Origin of the sequence: Mycolicibacter acidiphilus, assembly GCF_018455725.1 — a bacterium.
Lineage (GTDB): Bacteria > Actinomycetota > Actinomycetes > Mycobacteriales > Mycobacteriaceae > Mycobacterium > Mycobacterium acidiphilum.
Genome location: NZ_JAHCLR010000033.1, coordinates 1 through 15284, shown reverse-complemented (window position 1 = coordinate 15284; position 15284 = coordinate 1). Strand labels below are relative to the sequence as shown.

The following is a 15284-nucleotide window of genomic DNA, read 5'->3' as shown; positions in this document are numbered from 1 at the left end:
GTCTGTCTCGACCGTCGACGGCCCGTCGTCGGAGTTCCCCGGCGAAAGGTCAGCGACATGCCCAGCGACCAGCAACCGTCTGGCGTCCCTGCCGAGGAGAGCACCCGTGCACCCCGGCCGGCGCCGGTCGCCGACGCTGCGGCGGCCTACCGCCTGGTTCACGAACGCCTTGTCGCGCTGCTCGGCGGACGCGACGACGTCGGCGAGTTCGCGGTTCCGGCCTGTCCGGGTTGGACCGTGCGTCAGACCGTCGCCCACCTGGTCGGGGTCGGACAGGACGTCGTTGCGATGAACATGGCCGACAAGGCGGGCGACTCCTGGGTGCAGGCGCAACTCGATCGCCTCGGTGGGTTCGGGATCGACCGGTTACTCGACCTGTGGGGGCAGTTGATCGACCCGGTCACGGCACGGCTCGCGCTCGAGGTCGCTGCGGGCCAACTCGTATTCGACACCCTGACCCACGAGCACGACATCCGCGGGGCGTTAGGCGAACCCGGTTCGCGCACTGGCGATCTGACTTTCGAGGTCGCGCTGGGATTCTTGACCACGATGGGTGATCTGATGATCCGGCAGGGCAGCCTGCCGGCGCTGCGGTTGACGACGCCCGCCATCGGCACCGTGCACCTCGGCGACCCGGACTCCGCGAAAGAGCCGGCGGCCCTTGATATCTCCGACTTCGAGGCGGTGCGCGCACTCGGCGGCCGGCGCAGCGTCCGGCAGTTGTCGGCGCTGCCCTGGGATCGGGACCCGACTGACTGGATGCCGGTGTTCACCCACTGGCTGCCGGTGTTCTCTAACGGCGGTATCCGCCCGCCGAGCGACGACCTCGTGGAATGAAGGCCGCCCGCCAGCGTGCACAACCGTCCGCCCTCACCTGGGCGCATACCGGACGCTTGCGCACCCTCGCGGGGGTCAGAGCGGGCCGCGGACGACGTCGAACGCGTCGCCGAGAGCCTGCGGCAGGGTGAGCGACTCGTCGCGCAGCCAGCGTTCGTAGGCGCTCAGCGCCACGCCGAGCAGCACCCAGGCCACCGTCTGCGGCAGTAGGTCGTCCACCGGCAGTCCGGACCGGCGGGCCACGAACTCCGCGATGACGCCCCGCCAGCCGGCATACATCGTCATCGAGTACGCCTGCAGCTCGTCGGTCTGCAGGATCACCCGCATCCGGCGGCGATGCCGAGCGGTCTCGCCGTCATCAAAGGTGTTGAACGCCAACAGCGTCGACCGCAGGGCGTCTCCGAGCGGGGCTTCCGGGTCGACCCGGTCCAGCAGGTCGCGCAGGTGGTCGAGGTGCGCGTCGAAATCCCCCCACGGGATGGCGTTCTTCGACGTGTAGTAGCGGAACAGGGTGCGCCGGGCGATCCCGGCCGCGGATGCGACGTCGTCGACGCTGACCGCACTGAAACCGCGCACATCGAACAGGTCGATCGCGACGTCGGAGATGTGATGCGGCGTCGTCGACCGGCGCCGGCCCACACGGGGGGCGACCGCCGAACTCTGCGCACCCATCGACTGACTCCTTTTCGGCAAACCCCTTTTGATCTGGCACTCGATGCCATATTATTACCCGGATTGTGACCCAGCCGACAGGATTCTGTCGACTCCATTCGCACCGAAAGGCGTCAGACCATGGACAACGACCAGCAGAACACCGCCGACACCGCCTCCGACCTGGTCGTCGAGAACCTGGTCGAAGAGGTGTCCATCGACGGGATGTGCGGGGTCTACTGACCGTGTCCGCCGCCGCCGAGGCGGCGCCCCTCACCGAACCCTTCGACCCGGACCGTGGCTGGCGCCTGCATTCGCAGGTGTCGGTGCGGCCGGAGAAGTTCGGGGCGCTGCTGTATCACTTCGGAACGCGCAAGCTCTCATTCCTGAAGAACCACACCATGGTCACGCTGGTGAAATCTCTGGCGGACCATCCCGACGCGCGGGCGGCCTGTCGCGCCGCCGGCGTCGACCCCGCCCACGAATCCGCCTACCTCAAGGCGCTGAAGGTGCTGGCGGACTCGACCATTCTCGTCCCCGCAGAGCCGATGGAGGCACCGTGACCGCGTTGATGGATGCGCCCGAGGCGCCGCTGAGCCTGATCGACCAGTTCGAACGCGGCCTCGACGCACCGATCTGCCTGACCTGGGAGCTGACCTACGCCTGCAACCTGGCGTGCGTGCACTGCCTGTCGGCGTCGGGCAAACCCGATCCGCGTGAGCTGACCACGCAGCAGTGCAAGGACATCATCGACGAGCTCGAACGCATGCAGGTGTTCTACGTGAACATCGGTGGCGGCGAGCCGACGATCCGGCCGGACTTCTGGGAGCTGGTCGACTACGCCAACGCCCACCACGTCGGGGTGAAGTTCTCCACCAACGGCGTGCGGATCACCCCCGAGGTGGCGACCCGGCTGGCGGCCAGCGACTACGTCGACGTGCAGATCTCGCTGGACGGCGCGACCGCCGAGGTCAACGACGCCATCCGCGGGCCGGGCTCGTACGCGATGGCCATCCGCGCGCTGGAGAACCTGGCCGCCGCCGGTTTCAAGGACACCAAGATCTGGGTGGTCGCCACCCGGCACAACATCGACCAGCTGGACGAATTCGCCTCACTCGCACAGCGATACGGCGCGACGCTGCGGATCACCCGGCTGCGACCGTCCGGTCGCGGCGTGGACGTCTGGGACGACCTGCACCCCACCGCCGAGCAGCAGGTGCAGCTGTACAACTGGCTGGTCGCCAAGGGCGAGGGCGTGCTGACCGGTGACTCCTTCTTCCACCTGTCACCGCTCGGCGACCAGGGCGCGCTGGCCGGACTGAACATGTGCGGTGCCGGCCGGGTGGTCTGCCTGATCGATCCGATCGGCGACGTCTACGCCTGCCCGTTCGCCATCCACGAGGAGTTCCTCGGCGGAAACGTGTTGACCGACGGCGGATTCGAGAACGTCTGGAAGCACTCGAAGCTGTTCAACGAGTTGCGGATCCCCAAGGTCGGCGGCGCCTGCGCCTCCTGCCCGCTGTACGAGACCTGCCGTGGCGGGTGCATGGCGGCGAAGTTCTTCACCGGTCTGCCGATGGACGGCCCCGACCCGGAGTGCGTGCGTGGCTTCGGGGAGGAGGCGCTGGCGCAGCAGCAGCGGGAGAAGCCGCCGCTGACCAACGACCATTCGCGCACCGGGCGGCCCAGCGGCGACGTCGCGTCGACCACCGCGCGCGGCCGGGCGACGGCGGAGGTCTTCAACCAGATGCGCGACGGCGACCGCTGGGTGTCGAAAAAACTATGCGATGAAAGTCCAATCTGATTCATGGCGCGTGATATCTGGTTCGAGACGGTGGCGATCGCCCAGCAGCGGGCGCGCAAACGACTTCCGAAATCGGTGTATTCATCGCTGATCTCGGCGAGCGAGAAGGGCCTGACCGTCGGCGACAACGTCGACGCGTTCAGTGAGCTCGGATTCGCCCCGCATGTGATCGGCGTGCAGCCCGAGCGGGATCTGGCGACAACGGTTATGGGCCAGGAACTTTCGTTCCCGGTGCTGATCTCGCCGACCGGCGTGCAGGCGGTCGACCCGGACGGTGAGGTCGCCGTCGCGCGGGCCGCCGCCGCCCGCGGTACGGCGATGGGCCTGTCGTCGTTCGCCAGCAAGCCGATCGAGGAGGTGATCGCCGCCAACCCCAAGCTGTTCTTCCAGCTGTACTGGCTGGGCAGCCGGGAGGCGATCGCCGAACGGGTCGAGCGGGCGCGGGCGGCCGGCGCGGTCGGCCTGATCGTCACCACCGACTGGAGTTTCTCGCACGGCCGGGACTGGGGCAGCCCGAAGATCCCCGAGCAGATGAACCTGAAGACGATCATCTCGATGATGCCGGAGGGTCTGAGCAGGCCGGGGTGGTTCCTGCAGTGGGCGAAGACGATGCGCCCGCCGAACCTGCGGGTGCCCAACCAGGGCCGCCGCGGTGAGCCCGGGCCGGCGTTCTTCCAGACCTACGGCGAGTGGATGGGCACCCCGCCGCCGACCTGGGCGGACATCGCGTGGCTGCGGGAGCTGTGGGGCGGACCGTTCATGCTCAAGGGCGTGATGCGCGTCGACGACGCCAAAAGGGCTGTGGACGCCGGGGTTTCGGCGATCTCGGTGTCCAACCACGGCGGCAACAACCTGGACGGCACGCCCGCATCGATCCGGGCGCTGCCAGCGGTGGCCGAGGCGGTCGGCGACCAGGTGGAGGTGCTGCTGGACGGCGGCGTCCGCCGGGGCAGTGACGTCGTCAAGGCGCTGGCGCTGGGCGCCCGGGCGGTGATGATCGGCCGCGCCTACCTGTGGGGCCTGGGGGCCGCCGGCCAGCCCGGGGTGGAGAACGTGCTCGACATCCTCCGCAGCGGCGTCGACTCGGCCCTGATGGGGCTGGGACGAGCGTCGGTGCACGAGCTGTCGCCGGCCGACATCCTGATCCCGGACGGGTTCACCCGGACCCTCGGCGCCGCCGGTTAGTTCGTCAAAGTCTGTCGACCGGCCGTCGGTCCTGGTACGGCCGTGGCGGGCGGGACGGGCGTGACCTGGATTCACCGCCCCGCCGCCGGGGTCCGACAAATTTTTTTAATGTAATCGGCACTATCTGGTGTACGGCAGGTGAATTCGCATACCATTTCCCGATGGCGGTTCTCGGCGAACTCGGTAGTTCGACGTCGGGGCAACTGTCGGGTCAGTGGCTGACCGTCCTGGTGCCGGTCGGCTCGACCGAACAGCACGGTCCGCACCTGCCACTGGACACCGACACCCGGATCGCCGACGCGGTGGCCCGCGCCGCGGGCGATCGGCTCGCCGCGGCCCCGGGCCCGGCTGATCGAGACGTTCTGGTCGCCCCGGCCATCGGGTACGGCGCCAGCGGCGAGCACCAGAGTTTTCCAGGGACCGTCTCCATCGGCACCGAGACACTCGGCGCCGTGCTGCTCGAGTACGGCCGGTCGGCCTGCTGCTGGGCGCAGCGGGTCGTCTTCGTGAACGGGCACGGCGGCAACGTCCCCGCCCTGGCCGCCGCCGTTCGGCGGCTGCGCCTCGAGGCTCGGGACGTGGCCTGGCTGTCGTGCTCCGCCGAGGATGTCGACGCCCATGCTGGCCACGCGGAAACCTCTGTGCTGCTGAGCCTTTCACCCGAGGTAGTCAGATGGGACCGGGTGCGGGCCGGCAATGTGGCACCGCTGTCCGAACTGCTCCCGGCGATGCGCCGCGGCGGGGTCGCCGCGGTGAGCGACGTCGGGGTGCTGGGCGACCCGACCACCGCCACTGCCGCCGAGGGGGAGCGCATCCTGGCCGAGATGATCGACGGATGCGTCCGCGCCGTCAGTACCTGGTCGCCGCGGCCGGACGGGATGCTGCAATGACGTCGGCCCGCCTGCCGGACGGCTTCGCCGTACAGGTGGACCGGCGGGTGCGGGTGCTGGGCAGTGGCTCGGCCCTGCTCGGCGGGTCGCCCACCCGACTGCTGCGGTTGGCGCCGACTGCGCAGCAACTGCTGACCGACGGCCGGCTGGAAGTACACGACGCGGTCAGCGCGCAACTGGCCCGGACCCTGCTCGATGCCACCGTGGCCCATCCGCGGCCGGTCGGCGGGCCCTCCCATCTGGACGTCACGATCGTCATTCCGGTGCGGGACAACATATCCGGACTTCGACGGCTGGTCGCATCGCTGCGCGGCCTGCGGGTCGTCGTCGTCGACGACGGATCGCAGGTCCCGGTCGCCGAGGAGGACCTGAGCGCATCGCACTGCTGCGGGGTGCAGGTGATCCGGCATCCGGTGAGTCGGGGGCCGGCGGCTGCCCGCAACACCGGACTCGCCGCCTGCACAACCGATTTCGTCGCGTTCCTGGATTCCGACGTGGTACCGCGTCGAGGCTGGCTGGAGGCGCTGCTCGGCCACTTCTGCGACCCCACCGTCGCGCTGGTCGCGCCGCGGATCGTCGGCCTCACCGGGGGTGACCGGATGATCGCCCGCTATGAATCGGTGCGATCCTCGCTGGACCTGGGGCAGTCCGAGGCGCCGGTGATCCCGTACGGGAAAGTCGCGTACGTGCCCAGTGCGGCGATCATCTGCCGCCGGTCGACACTGGCCGAGCTGGGCGGATTCGACGAGAGCCTGCAATCCGGCGAGGACGTCGACCTGTGCTGGCGACTGGTCGATGCGGGTAACCGGCTGCGCTATGAGCCGATCGCCATCGTCGCCCACGACCATCGGGTGCAGCTGGGGGATTGGTTCTCGCGCAAGGCATTCTATGGAAGTTCCGCCGCGCCGCTGGCGGCCCGGCATCCGGACAAGACCGCACCGATGGTGATCTCCGGGTGGGCGCTGCTCGGGTGGGTGCTGATGACGTTCTGTTCCCCGGTGAGCTGCCTGACCTCGCTGGTCATCGCCGCGCTGACCGGGCGCCGGGTGGCGCACTCGATGCGCGGACCGGACACCGCGCCCCGGGACGTCGCGATGGTCACGCTGCGCGGCCTGGCCTCGGCGGGCCTGCAACTGGCCTCGGCGATCTGCCGGCACTACTGGCCGGTCGCACTGCTGGCCGCACTGGTGTCGCCGCACTGCCGCCGGGTGGTGGTGCTCGCCGCGGTCAGCGACGGCCTGGTGGACTGGCTGCAGCACACCCGCTGCACTGGCGGCGATGAACAGCCGATCGGACTGCTGGCGTATCTGCTGCTCAGACGGATCGACGACCTGGCGTACGGGCTGGGACTGTGGGGCGGCGTGCTGCGTGAACACGACCTGACCGCGCTCCGGCCGCAGATCAAGGTCTGACCGTCGCGTTGTCCGCGTGGCACGGTGACACGGTGGTGGTGGGCGCGGGTAGCGCCGGATCGGTTGTCGCCGCCGAACTCTCACGTGACCCGAGCCGCTCCGTTCTGGTGGTGGAGGCCGGCACCGGGCGGTCGGATCCGGCGCTGGCCGCCCGCGCCGCGGATGGTTCGCACCTGCCGATCGGCGCCGACAGTCCGCTGGTGTCGCGGTATCCGGCCGAGCTGACCGGGCGGCCGGGCAGCACTGCGCAACTCGTGCGCGGCAGCACGGTCGGCGGTTCGGGCGCGGTGAACGGCGGTTATTTCTGCCGGGCGCTACCGCACGACATCGACGGCTACCCGGCCGGCTGGGACTGGCCGACGGTGCTGGAGCACTTCCGGGCCATCGAAACCGACCTGGACTTCGCCGGCCCGCAGCACGGCGACCGCGGACCGATCCCGGTGCGGCGTACCGGTGAGATGTGCAGCGGCACTGACAGATTCGTGCGAGGCGCACAGCGCGCCGGGTTCGGTTGGATCGCCGACCTCAACGACGCCGGAGCCGGTGCGGGGGTGGGCGCGGTACCGCTGAACATCGTCGACGGGGTGCGCACCGGTCCGGGTGCCGCCTACCTGCTGCCGGCGCTGAGCAGGCCCAACTTGACGCTGCTGACCGGGGTGCGAGCGCAGCGGGTGCAGATCGCCGCGAGCCGGGCGATCGGGGTGACGGCGGTCGGCCCGGACGGTCCGCTGCAACTGGCCGCAGATCGAATCGTGTTGTGCGCCGGTGCGATCGAGACCGCGCATCTGCTGATGCTGTCCGGTATCGGTGAGCCCGCGATGCTGCGCGCTGTCGGCATCGACGTGGTGGCGGGTCTGCCCGTCGGTGCGTACTGCGCCGATCACCCGGAGTGGCTGCTACCCGCCGACTGGCCGGGCAGCCCGGGACGACCGGTGCTCGAAGCCGTGCTGCACACCGACGACGGCCTCGAACTGCGGCCGTACACCACTGGCTTCGCCGCGATGATGGGTGCGGCGGTCCGGGATGCGCCCCAGATCGGCGTGGCACTGATGCGTCCGCGGGCGCGCGGGCGCCTGACCCTGATGTCGGCCGATCCGGCGGTGCCGCCCCGGATCGAGCAGCGCTACGACTCCGAGCCCGCGGATCTGGCCGACCTGCGGCGCGGGGTGGAATTGGCCGCGGAGGTCGTCGGATCGACGGTGCAAGCGGCCCAACCGATCTGGTCGACATCCCAGCATCTGTGCGGCAGCGCGCCGATCGGCGCCGACGGCGACGACCGTGCGGTACTCGACGGGCGGTGCCGGGTGCGCGGCGTCGACGGGCTGTGGGTCGTCGACGGCTCGGCGCTGCCGGGCGTCCCCAGTCGCGGCCCGCATGCGTCGATCACGATGCTGGCGCACCGGGCAGTGGAGTTTCTGAACCCCTGATTTCACCGCAGGGCATTTCGCACTGCCGGTGGATTCAATTCGGTGCGTGATGTCCTTGTTCAGCCTGCTCTTCGGTGTAAATCATTGTCCGAACAGGAATTGTCCGCGAGGATTCTGCGGCCGACCGGAACGGAGAGATGTTCGAAATGTTGGAACGTTTGAGTGTCGTTGCTGCGATCGTCGGCGTGAGCGTCGTGCCCATCCACCACACCGTCGGCGCCGAAATCACTTTGCTGTCCGCAGGATTGCCGCTGTCGGGCAGCGACACCGCGATCATCATCGGCGGAACCTTCGAACCGACGCCGTCGACCGCGTTCGCGCAGACCGCCGAGGAGCTGTACCTGCACCCGCTGGGCTTCGACGGCGGCGCGACCGGCTCGGCGGTCTGCGACATGAGCGGAACCGACCCGTGCACCGCCCCACTGCAGGTGTTGACGACACCCGAACTGGGCGAGGAGGGCCCGAGCACGCTGGTGGACGAGAACGACATCGTCAAGGCCGTCGAAGCCGAGTTCGCCGCGACCCCGAACGCCTTCAGCGCCGAAGACCCACTGACGGTGTTCGCGTACTCGCAGGGTGCGATGGCTGCGTCGGCGGCGATGACTCAGCTGGCCAACGACGGGATCCCGCTGCAGGACGTGCATTTCGTGTTCATCGGCGATCCGAGCGACCCTGCCGGGATCGCCGTCAACATCAATGCGGACCTGGATCATCTACTCGGCACCACTATCGCGTCCGCGCTGCTGAAAGCCGTTGACGAGGACCAGTTCGGCGTCGGCGGGTCTCTGGTGGGCGTGACGCCCGATGACCTCTTCCCGACCACGAACTACACGATCGACGGCGACGGGGTCGCCGACTGGCAGACCGACTGGAACGCTGCCGGCGGTGGTCTCAGCGGACTGTCCAGTGCGCTGGAGCACTTCGCGGTCACCCACCTGGAGTACATGGGGCTGACGCCGGCGGAGGTTGCCACCGGGGTCACCACGACCGACGGGCAGATCACCAACATCGCCATTCCCGACACTTTCAACGACGGCCAGGCGTGGACGGATGCGTTTGGGAATGGGATCGCGAACAGTGGGCTGTGGCAGAGCCTTGCCACCACTCTTCAGGACATCCTCGACGGACAATACTGACGGCCTCCGCGACGGTGAGGAAAATCGGGGGCTGACACCGATGCAGTGCACCGCGTACCGTGCGCCAATGGGATCCAATTCGGGGGGCCTGGAATGGGAGCGCCCGTCGGAACTGGTCCGTGAGTTGATCCGGCGCGGGGCGCAGCTGACGCTGGACAGCTCCGAGTGGTGGCTGGCGGGCATCCAGCAGGGTGCGCTCGCGTCGAAGTACACGCAGCGGATCGCCGACGATCCGGTGATCGTGGACACCATCGGGCGAAGCACCCGGGAGAGCTGCCTGCGCTGGCTGGCCTGCAACATCAGCCGGCCGGGCGAGCCGGTGTCGGCTGAGTTGACCACCGCCGAACTCGTCGCGGTTCGCAACCTGGTCTCCCGCGGCCTGGACGAATTGGCGGTGATGGACTCCTACCGGCTCGCTCAGAACGCTGCGCTGCGGTACTGGATGCCGGTGGCGTTCCAGGTGACCTCCGACCCGGCGCACCTGCGCGAGGTACTCGATGTGTGTCAACGCTCGATCGCGTCGTTCATCGAAGCCGTGGTCGTGCAGCTGTGCCAGATGATCCGCGCCGAACGCGGGCAGCTCGCGCGGGGAACCGATCCCGCGGTCCAGGAGATCGTGGCCCAGATCATCGATGGCGCAACGCCGCCGGCGAACGCCGAAGACCGGCTCGGCTACCTGTTCGGCCAGCACCACACCGCGGCCGTGGTCTGGAGTGACCGCAGAGACGTCGAGACTGCCGACCTGGACCGGACCACGCGGGCCGTGATGGACACCGCGGCGGGACGGCAGGCGTTCATGATGCGTGCCGACGCCGCCACCCGGTGGGTGTGGCTGTCCGGCCGGGAGGAACCCGAACTGACCGGTGTGACAGCCGCACTCGACCGGCTGGCCGGCATTCGGATCGCGGTCGGACCCACCTCCGCCGGAGTCGACGGTTTCCGGCGCAGCCACCTCGACGCGCTGACCGCGCAGCGGATGGTCGCCCACACCGGCATCGCGCGCCGGGTTGTCCGGTTCACCGAGATCGAACTGGTCGCCCTGCTGGCCGCCGATCCCGAACGGGCACACCGCTTCATCACCCGAGCGCTCGGTCGGCTCGCGTCGGCCGACGCGGATCTGCGACGCACCGCACTGACGTTCATCCAGGAGCGCTACAGCGCATCGCGAACCGCGGCGCGGCTGTTCATCCATCGGAACACGCTGCAGCGCAGGCTGGTCCAGGTCGACGAACTGCTCCCGCAACCGCTGGAGGGGGCGCACGTCAATGTGGCCGTGGCGCTGGAGGCGCTGAACTGGATGCAGCGGGCCGCTAGCCGCGCAGCCGGTACCGGATCGGCAGGTGCTTGACGCCGCCGACGAACGTCGTCGAGATCAGTTGCGGCGCAGCGGTCATCTCGATCTCGTCGAGCCGGGGGATCAGCTCGCTGAAGAAGCTGTTGATCTCCATGCGGGCCAGTGCCGACGCGACGCAGAAGTGCACGCCGTACCCGAACGACAGGTGCTTGTTCGGGTCGCGGCCCACGTCGAAGGTGAACGGATCCTCGAAGACCTCCTCGTCGCGGTTCGCCGAGACGTAGGACAGGTAGACCGATTCGCCCTTCGCGATCGGCACCCCGTGCACCGCTGTGTCGGCGGTCGCGGTGCGCATGAACTCCTTGACCGGCGTCACCCACCGGATGATCTCCTCGACCGCGGTGGGCATCAGCTGCGGGTTGGCGCGCAGCCGCTCCCGCTGCTCCGGGTGCTCGATCAGAGCGCGCAGGCCGCCGGCGATCGCCGCGCTGGTGGTGTCGTGGCCGGCGGTGGCGATGATGACGTAGTAGGACGCGGTGTCGATGTCGGAGAGCGGCTGACCGTCGATGCGGGCATTGGCGATGGTCGACGCCAGATCCTCGGTGGGATGCTCGCGCCGGTCCGCGGTGAGCGCGCTGAAGTAGCCGAAGAAGTCCAGCAGCACCGGCAACTGCTCCTCCGGGGTGAAACCGCGCCGGTACTCCTCGTCGTCGCCGCCGAACAGCTCCTGGGTCAACCGCAGCATCCGCGGGAAATCCGATTCCGGCAGGCCCAGCAGGGACATGATCACGTACAGCGGGTAATTCAGCGCGATGTCCGACACGAAGTCGCATTCCGGGCCGATCCGCAGCATCTCGTCGACGTAGCGCTTGGCGAGTTCGTCGATGCGCGCCTTCATCGCGCGCATGGCCTTGGGCCGGAACCAGTCCGCGACGATCGTCCGCATCTTGTGGTGGTGCGGATCGTCCATGTGGATCAGCGTCCGCAACCCCATGCCCGACGCCAGCAACCGCTGCTGCAGGTCGTCGGCCTCCGCGGTTGCCAGCACCGGGCGCGGCTCGTTGATCCACAGCACGTTGTCGCGCTCGATGTCCATGATGTCGGCGTGCCGGGTGATCGCCCAGAACGGCCGGTACGGCGGGCGGTCCACCAGCACCACCGGGTGGTGCGCCCGCAGGCGGGTCAGTGCGGCGTGCAGGCGCGGCTCATCGGCGTAGGCCTTGGGGTCGGCGAACACGCGAGCCGCGTCGTCGGATCGGGGATCGAGGGTCGGTGCGCTCATGAGGCTCCTGTCCGCCGGAAAATTGACACCTGTCAGGGTTTGCTCCAGTCTCAGTGATTTCCCGGTTCGCCGCGCCGGTTTCCGGTGAACCGTTGCCGCCGCGGCCGATTACGCTCGAGCCTCATGCCGATCGGATCAACCCGCCGTCACCGTGGACTGCGGGCCGGAGTCGCCGCACTGGCGTTCATCGCCGTGCTCACCGGCGCCGGATGCGCCGACCCGGCCGGCCCGGCACCGTCGAACCCGTCTCGCGCCGTCGCGCTCAACGCCGACGTCGTGCACACCGCGACCGGCCTGGTGCGTGGTCAGGTCGGCCCGGATCACCGGCTGTTCCAAGGCATTCCGTACGCCGCCGCGCCGGTCGGTGCGCTGCGCTGGCGACCGCCGGAACCCGCCGCCGCCTGGCGGGGAGTGCGGGACGCCGTCAAACCGGGGCCGTGGTGCATCCAGCCGGACGTCGCCCCCGAGGACCCGATCAGCGAGGACTGCCTGACCCTGAATGTGTGGACGCCGGCCGGCTCGGCGGCCGAACCGCTGCCGGTGATGGTCTGGATCCACGGCGGCAGCTTCATGCGCGGCAGCGGCGACATCTACCACTCGCAGCGGCTGGCGGTGCGCGGCCGCGTCGTCGTCGTCACGATCAACTACCGGCTCGGCGCGCTCGGCTTCCTCGCCGACCCGGCACTGGGGGAGCCGGGCAATTACGGGCTCGCCGACCAGCAGGCGGCACTGCGCTGGGTGCACGAGAACATCGCCGGATTCGGCGGCGACCCCACCAAGGTCACCATCGCCGGGGAGTCCGCCGGCGGGATGTCGGTCTGCGATCACCTCGCGGCGCCGTACTCGGCGGGACTGTTCCGGGCGGCGATCATCCAGAGCGGACCGTGCCAGACGCAGGTCGACGCGCCGACCGCGCAACGGCTCAGCCGGGAATACACCGAGACACTGGGCTGCGGTCCCCGGGACCGGTCCGACCGCGGCGTCGAAGCCTGCCTGCGAGCGCTGCCGGCGGACCGGCTCACCGAGCCGCTGTGGTACGCGCGGTTCGGCAACGACCGGCTCAGCGGGCCGGTGGTCGGGGTCCCGACGCTGCCGACGGACCCGGTGCGGGTGATGACGGACGGCGACGCGGTGCGGGTGCCGGTGCTGCTCGGCGTCACCCACGACGAATTCACCCTGTTCGAGGTGCTGCGTTCAATGCGGCTCGGCCGGGAGATCGGAGCCGCCGAGTATCCGGGCCTGCTGGCCGAGACCTTCGGCGCCGGCGACGGCACCGCGGTGCTCGAGCACTACCCGGCCAGCCGGTACGGCGGCAGTTCCTCGCAGGCCTACGCGGCGGCGGCCACCGACGACATCTTCGCGTGCCTGGCCGACCGGATGGCCGACGCGCTGGTGCGCAGCGCACCGGCGGTCTACGCCTACGAGTTCGACGACCCGCACGCCCCGGCCCCGGAGATCTTCCGGGAGGCGCCGTTCCCGCTGGGGGCCAGCCACTCGCTGGAGATCCGCTACCTGTTCGACGTGGGGGGCGCCCCGGCCCTGGACGCTGCGCAGCGCCGGCTCTCCGATGAGATGGTCGAGTACTGGACCGGCTTCGTGACCACCGGAACCCCGGCGGGCGTCGGCCAGCCCGACTGGCCGACCGTCGGCACCGACCCGCTGAACGCACGCTGGATGTCGTTGCGGCCCAACGGGAGCCGGGTGGTGACCGACTTCGGTGCCGAGCATCAGTGCGGGTTCTGGGCGGGCCTGCAGCGGTAGGGCGGTCGCGGCGCTAACTCAGATCGTCGAGTTCGCCGCCCAAGTTGGCGCGTGCCGACGCCTCCCAGTGCGTGCACGCGTGCGGGGTGCGGTAGATGGACGGCCCGTCGAGCAGGGCGCGCAAGACGTTTGCCCGACCGGCCCGGAAGTCCTCGTCGGGAACGTGGGCGTACTCGGCGCGGACCGCGGCGGCGTAGGTCGCGTATCGCTCCGGTGTCGCGGCCAGGATCGCCAGGTCGGCATCGGAGAGGACTTCCCCGTTGCGGTCACCGGCCGCGGGGTCGTGGGAGGTCGTGAGCCGGACCAGCCGCCCGACCTCGTGGATCAGCCCAGGAGGCACCCCGAGGGCGTTGAGATCGGTCTCGGCACGGCGTGCGCTGTTCTCCTCGTCGTCGGGTCGGCCCCGGTAGACGACGTCGTGGTACCAGGCCGCGAGTCGCACCGCGTCGGCGTCGACGGCGTGCTCCGCGAGTTCGTCGACGCGACTGAGCACGTCACGAAGGTGTGCGATGTTGTGGTAGCGCCGATGCGGCTCGCCCCAAGCGTCCAGTAGGGCCTGTCCTGTCCCTGCGGTTTCAGGTGCGGTGCTGTGTCTTGCGATGAGTGTCCGCCAGGCAGAAGGCAGGTCACCCAACGGCTCCGAACTCGCCTCCACCGGCAGCACTCCTACTCTGTTCGAGTCAGGGTGCAATCATCCCGCATCGTTACGTCGGCGGCTGCCGCTAGCGTCGACAGGGTGACGACGGACTCCGGGGGCGCAGACCAGGCACCGACCGAGGCGGCGTCGGGCCTGGCCTGGTCCACCGAGGCCGGTGACGGGGTGGTCGACTTCCCGCCCACTGAGGGGATGGCGACGCAGTCGCAGCCCTGGATTAGCGTCATCTCGCTGGCGGGCATCGCCGTGATCGCCGCGGTGCTGATCGTCGGCGGCCTGATCGTCTGGACCCAACTCGGCCGGCAAGCAGTCCCGGCGCCTCCCACATCGACGCCCGTCGCGGTGCCGCCGCCGGTCACCGTCATCGTCACACCACCCGCGCCGCCACCGCCACCGATGACCGTCACCTTCACTCCGGCGCCGACCTCGGTGCCCCCGCTGGCGACCCCGGAGGCCCGGGTGGCCGAGCCGATCATCTGCTCACTGCACCGGCAGTACCCGCAGATGCAGCCGGTGGACCTGGCGCTGAGCCTGGTCGACAAGAACATCTACCGCAGCTACGACGAGGCCAGGGCTGTCGTCGACCTGGTGCTGGCCGACGGCTGCCACGGCATCTAGTCGATGGTGCCGGAACTTGTCGGTGGGTCGCACTAGTGTTCGATGTATGGGTAGGGATGCGTTCGCTGATCGGGAGACGGTGTTGGCGTGTCTGGCTGCGATCACCGATGCCTCCGCCCGGTTGGCGCAGTGTTCGTTCGACGCGTTGAGCACCGCGGAGTTGGTTGAAGTGCTGGCCCAGCGGGATACCCTGGCCTGGCAGGCACCGGTGATCGACCACCGCATCCTGGCCCGCCTGGCTGTTGAGGGCCACGAGGGCGCCCTGGGGGCATGTTCACTGGTCAAAGGTCTGGCTGAGCGGTTGCGGATCAGCGGTAGCGAGGCGCGCCGCC

Annotated in this window: 15 protein-coding genes and 1 pseudogene; 13 read left to right on the top strand and 3 right to left on the bottom strand. The window is 69.5% G+C overall.

What is annotated here, in order from left to right:
• The first annotated feature begins 57 nt into the window (after positions 1 to 57).
• Positions 58 to 837: a maleylpyruvate isomerase N-terminal domain-containing protein gene (locus KIH27_RS15115; RefSeq protein ID WP_214093783.1), complete on the top strand. Its 780-nt coding sequence runs from the start codon at positions 58 to 60 to the stop codon at positions 835 to 837.
• A gap of 75 nt (positions 838 to 912) precedes the next feature.
• Here the strand turns inward: KIH27_RS15115 and mftR are convergent, their stop codons facing one another.
• On the bottom strand, positions 913 to 1509 hold the full coding sequence (gene mftR, locus KIH27_RS15110) for a mycofactocin system transcriptional regulator MftR (RefSeq protein WP_214093782.1): 597 nt from the start codon (positions 1507 to 1509) through the stop codon (positions 913 to 915).
• Positions 1510 to 1629: 120 nt separating this feature from the next.
• On the opposite strand from mftR, the gene mftA reads away from it, so the two are divergent.
• The 9 genes from mftA (at position 1630) to KIH27_RS15065 (ending at position 10690) form a co-directional block, all read left to right on the top strand.
• Positions 1630 to 1731, top strand: a complete 102-nt coding sequence (mftA, locus tag KIH27_RS15105) for a mycofactocin precursor MftA (RefSeq protein ID WP_214093781.1) — start codon at positions 1630 to 1632, stop codon at positions 1729 to 1731.
• Between the two features lie 2 nt (positions 1732 to 1733).
• Positions 1734 to 2051: a mycofactocin biosynthesis chaperone MftB gene (gene mftB / locus KIH27_RS15100; RefSeq protein WP_307856896.1), complete on the top strand. Its 318-nt coding sequence runs from the start codon at positions 1734 to 1736 to the stop codon at positions 2049 to 2051.
• 8 nt (positions 2052 to 2059) lie between these two features.
• Entirely contained in the window at positions 2060 to 3292 is a 1233-nt protein-coding gene (gene mftC, locus KIH27_RS15095; protein WP_214093833.1) for a mycofactocin radical SAM maturase, read from the top strand.
• 3 nt (positions 3293 to 3295) lie between these two features.
• On the top strand, positions 3296 to 4477 hold the full coding sequence (mftD, locus tag KIH27_RS15090) for a pre-mycofactocin synthase MftD (RefSeq protein WP_214093779.1): 1182 nt from the start codon (positions 3296 to 3298) through the stop codon (positions 4475 to 4477).
• Between the two features lie 161 nt (positions 4478 to 4638).
• Positions 4639 to 5367, top strand: coding sequence for a mycofactocin biosynthesis peptidyl-dipeptidase MftE (gene mftE / locus KIH27_RS15085; protein ID WP_214093778.1), 729 nt, complete (start codon positions 4639 to 4641; stop codon positions 5365 to 5367).
• A complete protein-coding gene (gene mftF / locus KIH27_RS15080) occupies positions 5364 to 6779 on the top strand; it encodes a mycofactocin biosynthesis glycosyltransferase MftF (protein WP_214093777.1) in 1416 nt (471 codons plus the stop codon). Before mftE ends, mftF begins: the two co-directional genes overlap by 4 nt.
• Positions 6776 to 8206: a mycofactocin dehydrogenase MftG gene (gene mftG / locus KIH27_RS15075; RefSeq protein WP_214093832.1), complete on the top strand. Its 1431-nt coding sequence runs from the start codon at positions 6776 to 6778 to the stop codon at positions 8204 to 8206. Before mftF ends, mftG begins: the two co-directional genes overlap by 4 nt.
• Before the next feature lie 185 nt (positions 8207 to 8391).
• Positions 8392 to 9342, top strand: coding sequence for a PE-PPE domain-containing protein (locus KIH27_RS15070; protein ID WP_307856895.1), 951 nt, complete (start codon positions 8392 to 8394; stop codon positions 9340 to 9342).
• A gap of 67 nt (positions 9343 to 9409) precedes the next feature.
• Positions 9410 to 10690, top strand: a complete 1281-nt coding sequence (locus KIH27_RS15065; protein ID WP_250150198.1) for a PucR family transcriptional regulator — start codon at positions 9410 to 9412, stop codon at positions 10688 to 10690.
• On the opposite strand, the gene KIH27_RS15060 is transcribed toward KIH27_RS15065, so the two are convergent.
• Positions 10653 to 11918: a cytochrome P450 gene (locus KIH27_RS15060; protein ID WP_214093776.1), complete on the bottom strand. Its 1266-nt coding sequence runs from the start codon at positions 11916 to 11918 to the stop codon at positions 10653 to 10655. The genes KIH27_RS15065 and KIH27_RS15060 overlap by 38 nt on opposite strands.
• A 123-nt stretch (positions 11919 to 12041) precedes the next feature.
• Between KIH27_RS15060 and KIH27_RS15055 the strand changes: the two genes are divergently transcribed.
• Positions 12042 to 13679: a carboxylesterase/lipase family protein gene (locus tag KIH27_RS15055; protein WP_214093775.1), complete on the top strand. Its 1638-nt coding sequence runs from the start codon at positions 12042 to 12044 to the stop codon at positions 13677 to 13679.
• A 13-nt stretch (positions 13680 to 13692) separates the two neighbouring features.
• On the opposite strand, the gene KIH27_RS15050 is transcribed toward KIH27_RS15055, so the two are convergent.
• Positions 13693 to 14172, bottom strand: coding sequence for an HD domain-containing protein (locus KIH27_RS15050; RefSeq protein WP_307856894.1), 480 nt, complete (start codon positions 14170 to 14172; stop codon positions 13693 to 13695).
• A 243-nt stretch (positions 14173 to 14415) separates the two neighbouring features.
• Here KIH27_RS15050 and KIH27_RS15045 point away from each other — a divergent pair, with 243 nt between their 5' ends.
• Both KIH27_RS15045 and KIH27_RS15040 read left to right on the top strand, forming a co-directional pair.
• Positions 14416 to 14952 carry a hypothetical protein gene (locus tag KIH27_RS15045; protein ID WP_214093835.1) on the top strand — a complete coding sequence of 179 codons (537 nt, stop codon included), beginning with the start codon at positions 14416 to 14418 and terminating at the stop codon, positions 14950 to 14952.
• A 46-nt stretch (positions 14953 to 14998) separates the two neighbouring features.
• Positions 14999 to 15284 (top strand): annotated as a pseudogene (locus KIH27_RS15040) (HNH endonuclease); the annotation flags it as partial.

What these genes read in the sequence shown, in the direction of transcription:
- KIH27_RS15065 (WP_250150198.1), top strand. Translation starts at nt 9,410, where the DNA reads ATGGGATCCAATTCGGGGGGCCTGGAATGGGAGCGCCCGTCGGAACTG.
- KIH27_RS15055 (WP_214093775.1), top strand. Translation starts at nt 12,042, where the DNA reads ATGCCGATCGGATCAACCCGCCGTCACCGTGGACTGCGGGCCGGAGTC.
- mftR (WP_214093782.1), bottom strand. Translation starts at nt 1,509, where the DNA reads ATGGGTGCGCAGAGTTCGGCGGTCGCCCCCCGTGTGGGCCGGCGCCGG.
- mftA (WP_214093781.1), top strand. Translation starts at nt 1,630, where the DNA reads ATGGACAACGACCAGCAGAACACCGCCGACACCGCCTCCGACCTGGTC.
- KIH27_RS15060 (WP_214093776.1), bottom strand. Translation starts at nt 11,918, where the DNA reads ATGAGCGCACCGACCCTCGATCCCCGATCCGACGACGCGGCTCGCGTG.
- mftE (WP_214093778.1), top strand. Translation starts at nt 4,639, where the DNA reads ATGGCGGTTCTCGGCGAACTCGGTAGTTCGACGTCGGGGCAACTGTCG.
- mftD (WP_214093779.1), top strand. Translation starts at nt 3,296, where the DNA reads ATGGCGCGTGATATCTGGTTCGAGACGGTGGCGATCGCCCAGCAGCGG.
- mftC (WP_214093833.1), top strand. Translation starts at nt 2,060, where the DNA reads ATGGATGCGCCCGAGGCGCCGCTGAGCCTGATCGACCAGTTCGAACGC.
- KIH27_RS15115 (WP_214093783.1), top strand. Translation starts at nt 58, where the DNA reads ATGCCCAGCGACCAGCAACCGTCTGGCGTCCCTGCCGAGGAGAGCACC.
- mftF (WP_214093777.1), top strand. Translation starts at nt 5,364, where the DNA reads ATGACGTCGGCCCGCCTGCCGGACGGCTTCGCCGTACAGGTGGACCGG.